At 72.6% G+C, this 9,085-nt stretch carries 8 protein-coding genes; 7 read left to right on the forward strand and 1 reads right to left on the reverse strand.

Going from position 1 to position 9,085, the window contains the following annotated elements:
* The first annotated feature begins 250 nt into the window (after positions 1-250).
* A complete protein-coding gene (gene tap, locus ACFZAT_RS32970; RefSeq protein ID WP_391269553.1) occupies positions 251-2,443 on the forward strand; it encodes a telomere-associated protein Tap in 2,193 nt (730 codons plus the stop codon).
* 12 nt (positions 2,444-2,455) lie between these two features.
* Positions 2,456-3,010, forward strand: a complete 555-nt coding sequence (gene tpg / locus ACFZAT_RS32975) for a telomere-protecting terminal protein Tpg (protein ID WP_391269555.1) — start codon at positions 2,456-2,458, stop codon at positions 3,008-3,010.
* A gap of 214 nt (positions 3,011-3,224) precedes the next feature.
* On the opposite strand, the gene ACFZAT_RS32980 is transcribed toward tpg, so the two are convergent.
* A complete protein-coding gene (locus ACFZAT_RS32980) occupies positions 3,225-4,181 on the reverse strand; it encodes a ScbA/BarX family gamma-butyrolactone biosynthesis protein (RefSeq protein WP_391269558.1) in 957 nt (318 codons plus the stop codon).
* Positions 4,182-4,688: 507 nt separating this feature from the next.
* On the opposite strand from ACFZAT_RS32980, the gene ACFZAT_RS32985 reads away from it, so the two are divergent.
* The 5 genes from ACFZAT_RS32985 to ACFZAT_RS33005 all read left to right on the forward strand — a co-directional run.
* A complete protein-coding gene (locus ACFZAT_RS32985) occupies positions 4,689-5,273 on the forward strand; it encodes a ScbR family autoregulator-binding transcription factor (RefSeq protein ID WP_391269559.1) in 585 nt (194 codons plus the stop codon).
* Positions 5,274-5,606: 333 nt separating this feature from the next.
* Positions 5,607-6,413, forward strand: coding sequence for a BTAD domain-containing putative transcriptional regulator (locus ACFZAT_RS32990; protein WP_391269562.1), 807 nt, complete (start codon positions 5,607-5,609; stop codon positions 6,411-6,413).
* A 62-nt stretch (positions 6,414-6,475) separates the two neighbouring features.
* On the forward strand, positions 6,476-8,473 hold the full coding sequence (locus tag ACFZAT_RS32995) for a condensation domain-containing protein (protein WP_391269564.1): 1,998 nt from the start codon (positions 6,476-6,478) through the stop codon (positions 8,471-8,473).
* 84 nt (positions 8,474-8,557) lie between these two features.
* Positions 8,558-8,755, forward strand: a complete 198-nt coding sequence (locus tag ACFZAT_RS33000; protein WP_391269566.1) for an acyl-CoA carboxylase epsilon subunit — start codon at positions 8,558-8,560, stop codon at positions 8,753-8,755.
* Positions 8,756-8,795: 40 nt separating this feature from the next.
* Positions 8,796-9,085, forward strand: a 290-nt coding sequence (locus tag ACFZAT_RS33005; protein WP_391269568.1) for a carboxyl transferase domain-containing protein, incomplete at its 3' end; no start/stop codon positions are given.

The following is a 9,085-nucleotide window of genomic DNA, read 5'->3' on the forward strand; positions in this document are numbered from 1 at the left end:
TCCCTGGGTCGCTTCGGTCGCTCCGCGTTCCGGCCGGGCGCGTGACCTGCGGTTCCCTCTTCGGAGATCCAGCTACCGAGCGGGTTTCGGGTCGCTCCGGTCCGGTCGCCGGATGCGGGAAAACAGTACGGTCGTCTCCAGCCGGGCTGAACCCCGGTTCCAGTGGCGCCGACTCGGCATGCGCAATCCGTGTGACATCCACGAGTGTTCCGATGAGCGGTTCGATAGGGTGGCGCACGAGGTGATCGTTTTGTCCCACGAGGAGCAGCTGCTGTTCAGCGCGGTCGACGCGCTGCTGGAGCAGATCGCGCAGGACCCGCTGCCGCCGCCGGCCGAACGCAAGCGGCTGCGCGAGGCCGCCGGGCTGAGCCAGGACCAGGTCGCGAAGGCGCTCAGGAGCCGCCGCGAGTCGGTCGGCAACTGGGAGTCCGGGCGCAGCGAGCCCCGGCCGCCGAAGCGCGCCGCGTACGCCCGGCTGCTGGAGGGACTTGCCGCCCGGTATCCGGGGGAGGAGGGGGCCGCGGAGGCCGTCGAGCCCGCGGGGCGGACCGAGGCCGCCGAGACCGGAACCGCCGCGCCCGCCGTCGTGGAACCCGCCGCACCTGAGCCCGCCGCACCTGAGCCCGCCCAACCCGAGCCCGCCGCACCCGAGCCCGCCGCACCCGAGGCCGCCGTGTCCGCCGGCCCCGTCCCCGTACCTCGTGCGCCCAAGGGCAACGCCTCCTCGTACGAGCACGGGCCGCTCGCCGTGGTCGACGCGGATGGCGGTGAGGTGTTCGCCTACTGCGTGGGCGGGCTGGTGCTCGACGTGCCCGCCAAGTCGCTGCCCGCGCTCGTCGAATGGGCCCTGGGAGAGGCGCGCCTCGGTGCCGAGCGGCTGCACCCCAGCGGGCAGGACGCCGATCCGCTGCTCGTCCTCACCGAGGCCGCCTGCGAGCGGTTCGGGCTGCCCGTACGGCTGTCGCGGGAGGAGGGCCTGGCCGGGAGGTTGCCGGAGGACCACAGGGTGCACAAGCAGCTGGCGCGGGCGGAATGGAAGCTGACCCGGCGCGGTTTCGGCCCGTGGGCCCGGATCTACCGGCCCGCCCGGGGCTCGCGCCGCAGCTGCGTCCAGCTCTGCATCCCGGCCTGGAACGCGCTCGACGTCCGCCACTGGAACGGCGCCTCGCAGCTGCCGCCGGCCGAACTCGTCAGGCTGCTGGGGACGTACGCCTCGCGCGTGATGACCCCCCGGGGCTCCACCGCCGTCACCGGGCTCGAACTGATGACGTCGCTGCACCCGCCGACCCGGGCGAGCGCGCCGGACGCGGACGGCAAGCGGCACAGCGAGCGCAACCCAGGCTCGCTGGGGTCCGAGCCCGTCGAGTGCGCCCCCTGCGAGGCCCCCGACGGGCATCCGCTCCTCGCCGAGCTGCCCCGTTTCCACCAGCGCGGCCCGGCCGAGATGCTGTTCGAGGAGGCGTACGACTGGGCGCGGCCCCTCACGGACGACGAATGCCTGAAGCGCCACCTGGTCGGCATCGACGTCAACCTCGCCTTCGGCGCGGCCGCCAACGGGGCGGTCGTCGGCCTGGAGGCACCCGTGCATGTGAACAGCCCCGCGTTCGACCCGGCGCTGCCCGGCTCCTGGCTGGTGGACCTGTCGCACGTCGACCCGTCGCACGTCGTGATCGGCAAGGAGTGGCGCCGGCTCGACGGGGATCTGCTGCCGAGCCCGTTCACGCCGAAGGGCGACCGCCCGGAGGGCCCCGCCTGGTACGCGACGCCGACCGTGGCGTACGCGGTGGAGCTCGGCTACGAGGTCACGCCCGTCGAGGCGTGGGTGCGCCCCGCCAACGGGCGCTATCTGGACGGCTGGTACAAGCGGCTGCGAGACGCGTACGTGGCGACCATGGCGGACCTGGGCGTGGGGGAGGGGCTGGCGCCCGACGAGTTCCTGGCGGCGATGGAGGGGTACCGGGACCGTGATCCGCAGCTGGCGGTCGTGCTGTCGGCGGTCAAGGCGACCGTCAAGGGAGGCATCGGCAAGCTGAGGGAGCGCCCGCGCGGCGGCGGCTGGCGGCCCGGCAAGCCGTGGCCCGCGCTGAGCCGGCCGACCTGGCGCCCCGACATCCGGGCCGCCGTCATCTCGCGGGCCCGGATCAACATGCACCGCAAGATGGTCCGGCTGGCTGCCGCGACGGGCCAGTACCCGGTCGCCGTGCTCTCGGACTGCGCGGTCTACGCCTCGGACGGGCCCTCCCCGCTGGACTTCCTGCCGTACCGGGACGGGAAACCGCTGCCCGGGGGCTTCCGGCTCGGGGTCAGCCCGGGAATGGTGAAGCACGAGGGTTCGCAGACCACGCTGTGGGCGGAGGCGGTCCGGGAGGAGTACGGTCCGGAGCTCAACCTGGCCCGGTACATCAAGGACGGCGCGGTCACCGCCAAGGACGACGGAGAGTAGGGGAACCAGCCGATGAACACGGTCGGGGAAGGTCTCGACGAGGCGGTCCAGCGGGCGTTCACCCGGCCCGCGCCCAAGTCGGCCGGTGCGCAGATGCGGTACCTCGTCAAGCAGCTCAAGGGCACCCGGGCCGCCGCCGAACTGCTGGGGATCACCCAGCGCACGGTCGAGCGGTACGTACGCGACCAGCTGAAGAAGCCCCGCCCCGAGCTGGCCGCCCGCCTGGACCGCGAGGTCAAGCGGCGCTGGCAGCCGCAGATCCAGGCGAAGGCCCGCAGGGCGGCGGCGACCACCGGGGGCATCGTCATCGACACCCGGGCCCGGTTCGGCTACACGGCGGCGCCCGGCTCCACCGACGACGCCCGGCTGCGCCACCTCACCGTGGCGCTCCCGCCCACATACGCGGCCCGGCTCTTCGAACTCCGGGAGCAGGGCGGCAGCGACCGGCAGCTCCAGGAGGTCGCTGCCGAGGGATTGCAGGAGATCTACTTCAAGGACGGCGGCCGCCGGGCGCAGGGGCTCCTCGTGGAGTACACCGACCTGGAGCACGTCGCCTTCGACCTCTGACGGTGCCGCACAGGGGCCGTCGGACACGCCTGTACGCGGGAGGCGCGGCCCTGTCGAGGGCGCGGCTCTCCGCGTACGGGCGCGAGCGGGTTCTTCGGTCGCTTCGGTCGCTGTGATGCGATGTCTACGGGTGTGACCTGCGCTTTTCTCGCGCGGGCGGATCAGCGACCCAAGGCGGTGCGAGGGTGAGGTCCCGGGCGGCGGGCAGAGCCGCCTAGGCGACCGGGCCGGTCAGCACCGAGGTGAAGACGTTCTTGCCGTCCTGGTGGCCGGTGACCTCCACCGTGACGATGTTGCCGGGCTCGTACTCCACCCGGGTCACCTCGATCCAGCAGGGCCGGTCGAGTTCGGCGTACTGATGGAAGTCGTTGGTGGCGGCGGCCGGGGTGAACGTCCGGGGCGCCATCACGGCGCAGGCGGCCTGGCGGGCCGCTTCGAGCAGGACCATGCCGGGCACGTGGTCGCCCTTGTGGTCGAAGAGGATCGGGTGGTCGAGGTCCGGGGTGAGCAGCCAGCGCGCTTTGCCGGCGGGTGCGGCTCCGGGGGCGGGGGAGAGCACGACGTCCGTGGTGAACGGCCGTCCGACGACGGCCGGCGGCAGCGGATTGCGGGCCGGGTGCGGCTCGGTGAGGGGCGGTTGGGGGGTGCGGTTCTGGCGTAACCGGTTGTAGACGGCCGGGGGGATCACGGAGATCTGCCCGGTGCCGCCGGCCAGGGAGCGGCCGCCCCGGCGGAGGGCGAACTCGAAGGCGACGCGGCTGGCGACGCCCCGGCGGCGGACGATGTCCGTGCACCGGGTGTTGAGATCGAAGTCGGTGGGGCCCGAGGCGATGCGCAGGTTCTCCGGGTCGGCCGTGTACGTGATGCTCGACATCACGAAGTTGTGGCCGAGCGGTACACCCAGTTCCACGTGGGAGACGTAGATGCCCGCCTGCCTGAACGTTTCCGCGACCTGGAGCGGGTCGTGGCTCGTGCCGTCCTGGCTCCGGAACATGGTATGGGCGCGGGGCCATTGGCCGGTCAGCGCGAAGTTCATCCCGTCCCGGGAGTCGCAGCCGGTGAGGAACACCTCCGCGACGGAGTCGCGGTGCACGTACTCCTTCGCGACCGTGCTGGTCAGCCGCGGTGCGGCGGGGAGTGCGGTTCTGGCTTCAGCAGTGGTGAGACTCATGGGGCCCCCGTCTGGACTTGAAACCTGTGTTCGGCGACGCCACTTAAGATACGGACCTACCGGTTTTCTTCAATCGGCCGAAAAGTAAAGAGTTTACCAAGAGCCGCGCGTTTACTTGAATATCTGGTTCCGTTTCGACTGCTCAAGCGGGCGCTCGACCCTGCGCGATGAGGTAGAAAAGTGAACATAAGGCGCATGATCCTTCGCGCGACCCCCAGTTGACGTCGCTGCCGACTCCAAAAGAAACCTATCGGACGGTTTCTTTTGTTGGTTCACGGTGCATTTTTCGGGGAGAACGACTGGAGAAACCAACTGTTTCCAAGGTCCGGGCTCACGAGACCCCCGACCCTATGGAAAATGATCAGCTGAACCCGGTGAAGCGCACCTCAAGGCCATAAACCAACCAGCCGTGCGGTTTGCTAGGGTGTGCACGAGTCAGTATGGAGAATCCAGGGTGAATCGGGCGAGTTTACGCCGGTTCACCTGCCCCGCCCGGAGGAGGACACGATGGTGAAGCAGGCGCGAGCGGCTGTGACGCGTCAGGCCCTCATCTCGGCTGCGGCGGAGGTCTTCGGCGCCGATGGATACGCGATGGCGACGCTCCCGGTCATCAGCAGCCGGGCGGGCGTGAGTTCGGGCGCCCTGCACTTCCACTTCCCCAACAAGGACGCCCTGGCGGCCGCCGTGGAGGATGCCGCCGCGGTGGCCGCCCTCGCGCTGACCGAGGAAAGCGCGCGCGCCGCGGAGGGCGGCCGGCTCCAGGAGCTCGTCGCCGCCGTGGGACGGCTGATGGACGCGGTCACCGACGATCCGGTCGTGCGCGCGGGCTTCCGGCTGGGCGGCGATCCCTCGCGCAAGAGCGAGGCCAAGCTGCACGACTGGTGGTACGAGTGGGTGCACAATGCCCTCGTCCAGGCGCGCGCCAACGGAGAGTTGGCCGAGGACGTCTCGGCCGAGGACGCGGCGGTGGTCATCGTGGCGGCGACGATCGGCCTGGAAACCCTCGGAGCGGTCGACCGGTACTGGCGGTCCGCGGAGCGCCTGGTCCAGCTGTGGTCGCTCGCGCTGCCGAGGCTGAGTCCGGCCGAGTAGCGCCGCAGGCCGGGGGCGGTGTGCTTCCGCGTGCCTCACCGGGCCTCGCCGCCGGCCCCTGCCCCCCATAAAACAGTCCATGTGGTCTGGTAATTCGGGCACCTGAGACCGGAGTCCGGCCCTTCCCGGGTCCTCCGACTCCCTGCTCTTTGTCCGTTTTTGGGGAAACTTATCGGATCAAGGTGGTCGGGGCTCAAGGTGTGATGGCGCCCCGCGCGAGACTAAACAGGGCGTACGGTTTGGTATTGACATACCGCTCGTGCTGTTTTTAAATCGTTCCGTCAGCAGAGGTTCCAGGCCGTCCCGGCGGCCGAGGGATGACGGGGAGATCGCGTGGACATCGACGTACTCGGCACGCTCGCCGTGCGGGAAATGGGCACTTCGATCACACCGACCGCGCCCAAGCCCCGGCAGGTGCTCGCCCTGCTGGCCCTGCACGCCGACGAGGTGGTGCCCGTGGGCACCCTCACCGAGGAGCTGTGGGGGAGCGAACCCCCGCGCAGCGCCCGGCCCACCCTCCAGACGTACATCCTCCAGCTGCGCGAACTGATCACCGCCGCGCTCGAACAGCACGGCGACGACACGCGCACCGCCAAGGACGTCCTGCTCACCGTGCCCGGAGGCTACTTACTCAAGGGCGGCGAAGGCAGCCACGACGTGCAGGAGTTCGAGCGGCTGGCCGGCATGGGGTACCGGGCCATGGACGCCGAGGACTTCCCCGAGGGGGCCCGGCTGCTCCGCGAGGCGCTGGCCCTGTGGACCGGTCCGGCGCTCGCCGACGTACACACCGGGCCCCACCTGGACACCCAGATCAAGCGGCTGGAGGAGAGCCGGCTGTGCGCCCTGGACCAGCGCATCGAGGCCGATCTCAAGCTGGGCCGCCACCGCGAACTGCTCTCCGAGCTCACCGTCCTGCTCAGCAGGTACTCCACCCATGAGAGCCTGTGCGGCCAGTACATGCTGGCCCTCTACCGCTCCGGGCGGCGCGGCGAGGCGCTGGACGCCTACCAGCGGCTGCGGTCCACGCTGGTCCGCACGCTCGGGCTCGAACCCTCGCCCGCGCTGGCCAAGTTGCAGCGCTCCATCCTCATGGCACGGCCCGAGGGCGTCGCGGGGGCGAGCGGAGTGCGGCTCGCCTGAGAGGGCAGCCGTACCGGCTGAGGGAGGGCACGTGATGCGGTGCACGCGGGGTCAGGGCCCCGATGAGTGACGATCCGGTGCTTGCGTTGGTTCTCGCACCGGTGCCCGACGCCTCCGGCCCGTCCGTCGAGGTGGAACTGTGCGGTCCCCTCGACCCCGGCCGGGTCGAGGCGGTGGCGGCGCGGGTGACCCAGCGTCATGCCCGCACGGTGACCGTGGAGGCGTCCGGCGCCGGGCGTCACACCCTGCGCTTCGAGCACGCGCACGGCGGCCGGGACCGGCCCGGAGCCGCGGTCTTCGCCGACGTCCTCGCGCTGGCGGGCGGCGCGCGCGACACCGTCACGGTGACCGGCCACCAGCAGGACCTGATCCGCGCGGCCGTCGAGGAGCCGGCGGGCGGGCACGTCGGGCAGGTCGCCTGGAACTGGACGGGGCCCGTCGACCTCGCCCGGTTCACCGCCGCCTGGCTGTCCGTCGCCGACCGGGAGACCGTGCTGCGGGCGGCCTTCGACTGGACGCACCTGCCCCGCCTGGCGCTGCACGAGTGGGCGGAGATCGACGTCGCCCACCTCGCCCACGGCGCCGTCTCCTGGAGCGACCTGATCGAGCGTGACCGCCTGCGCGGCTTCGCACCGCACCGCCCCGGCCTGCTGCGCGTGACCCTGATGGAGGGGCCGCCCCGGCCCGGGGGCACCCGTGCGCCCACCCGGGTCCTGCTCACCTACCACCGGGCGCTGCTGGACGAGCGAGGCGTCCACCTGCTGCTGCGGGAGTTCTACCGGGCCTACGCGCGCGGCGGCACCCTGCCCGGCCGCGAGCGGCGCCCCGATGTGCGCGACCACGCCCGGTGGCTGGCCCGGCAGCGGACCGAGGGCGCCCGCGCCTACTGGGCGACGGCCGCCCCGGCCCCGGAGCCGGCCGTGCCCGAGGCTCCGGAGGACGGATCCCCGGCCGGGGACAGCGGCATCGGACGCGTCCACCGGCGGCTGCGGCCGCCCCAGACCACCCGGCTGCGCACCTGGGCCGCGATGCGCGGGGCGGGGGAGTCCAGCGCCCTGCACGCCGTGTGGGCGCTGCTGCTGTACCGGGCGGCCGGTGCGGCCGGCCCGGTGCCGGTCAGCTTCGGCGTGCACCTGTCGGCCCGGGACATCCCCATGGAGGGCGCCGCGGGCATTCCGGGGCTGCTGGGCAACCCGCTGCCGATGACCGTCACCGTCGACCCCGCCGAGCCGGTGGCCGGTCTCCTGGGGCAGGCGCGTGACGCCGCGCTGGACCTGGCCGTCCACGCCTGGGTGCCGGCCGACCGGGTCCGGGTCTGGACCGGCCGGAACCCCGATGCCGAACTCTTCGAGACCGGGATCGTGTTCGACAACCGGGTCGAGCTGCCCGCCGCGCTGCTGGCGGAACTGCGCGCCCAGGACGTCGAGGTGGACGCCCCGCGCAGCATCAGCGCGCACCCCGGACTGCCGCTCACCCTCGCGGCCCGGCACGACGCGGACGGCGGGCTCGCCCTCACGGTGCGCCACGACCGCCGCTGCCTGGGGGACGCGGACGCGGCCGCGTTGCTCTCGCACTGCGTACGCCTGCTGAGGGCGTTGCCGGACCACCGCGATCCGCAGTCCGCGGTCGGCGATCTCCTCGAACTCCTCCAGGGCTTCGAGGTGCCCCGCGTGCTGCCCCGTCCGCCCGTGCCGGAAGGGCCCGATGCGGCGGTGCTGCGCGCCGGGGATCCGTCGGCCGACACGATCGTGCTGGTGCGGACACCGGGTGTGCCCGTGGGGGCGTACGAGGCCCTGGCACGCCATCACCGGGGCCCGGAACGGATCGTGAGCCTGCGGGCGGCGCGGCCGGGGGACCCTTCGGCGCTGCCCCGGCTGCCGGGGGCCGGGCGGCTGGTGCTGTGCGGTGCCGGGCCGGGGGGCGCGGCCGCGTACGAGATGGCGTGCGCGGCCGCCGAGGGCACGGTGGCGGCCGTCGTCATGACGGGGGTCGGCAGCGGGACGGGCTGTGCGGGTGCGCTGGCGGCGGGGCTGAAGTCGGTGCGTGCGGGGAGCCGTTGACAGGCCTCCTAGCGGTTCTCCAGCGGAGCCGGAGCGGTGCTCCAGTGGGGTGGCCGATGCTGCCGTAAACGCTGGAGGTGGGTTATGGGCGGTCCGGGACCGGCAGTGGCCGCGTTGCGCATCGAGCGCGGGCGGGCCACCGAGGAGGAGCTCGCCGCGCTCACGGTGGTGCTGCTCGCCCTGCGCGCGGACGCCGGCGGGCAGCGGGACGGGGCTCCGGCCGGGAGCGTTCCGGGGTGGAGCCCGGAGCCCGTCTACCGCGCTCCGCGCAGCTGGCGATAGTGCGGCAACGCATTCCAGGAAGGGACCTGACGACATGTCGATGACCACTTCCCCCGTCCCCGTCCCGGAGCTGCTGGGGCAGGCCGGTCTCCGTGGCCGCGTGGCGGAACTGCGCGAGATCCACGCGGCGGCGGAGCACGGACCCGGTGACCGGGCGACCGAGGTGCAGCACGCCAAGGGCAAGCTGACGGCGCGCGAGCGCATCGGGCTCCTCTTCGACCCGGGTTCCTTCCATGAGGTGGAGCAGCTGCGGCGGCACCGGGCGACGGGTTTCGGGCTGGAGGCGAAGAAGCCGTACACCGACGGCGTCGTCACCGGGTGGGGCACGGT

The sequence above is a fragment of the Streptomyces sp. NPDC008163 genome (assembly GCF_042956885.1).
Taxonomy (GTDB): domain Bacteria; phylum Actinomycetota; class Actinomycetes; order Streptomycetales; family Streptomycetaceae; genus Streptomyces; species Streptomyces drozdowiczii_A.

Excerpts from the sequence above, each read along its gene's own strand:
- tpg (WP_391269555.1), top strand. The coding sequence starts at position 2,456 with ATGAACACGGTCGGGGAAGGTCTCGACGAGGCGGTCCAGCGGGCGTTC.
- ACFZAT_RS32980 (WP_391269558.1), bottom strand. The coding sequence starts at position 4,181 with ATGAGTCTCACCACTGCTGAAGCCAGAACCGCACTCCCCGCCGCACCG.
- ACFZAT_RS32985 (WP_391269559.1), top strand. The coding sequence starts at position 4,689 with ATGGTGAAGCAGGCGCGAGCGGCTGTGACGCGTCAGGCCCTCATCTCG.
- ACFZAT_RS32995 (WP_391269564.1), top strand. The coding sequence starts at position 6,476 with ATGAGTGACGATCCGGTGCTTGCGTTGGTTCTCGCACCGGTGCCCGAC.
- ACFZAT_RS33000 (WP_391269566.1), top strand. The coding sequence starts at position 8,558 with ATGGGCGGTCCGGGACCGGCAGTGGCCGCGTTGCGCATCGAGCGCGGG.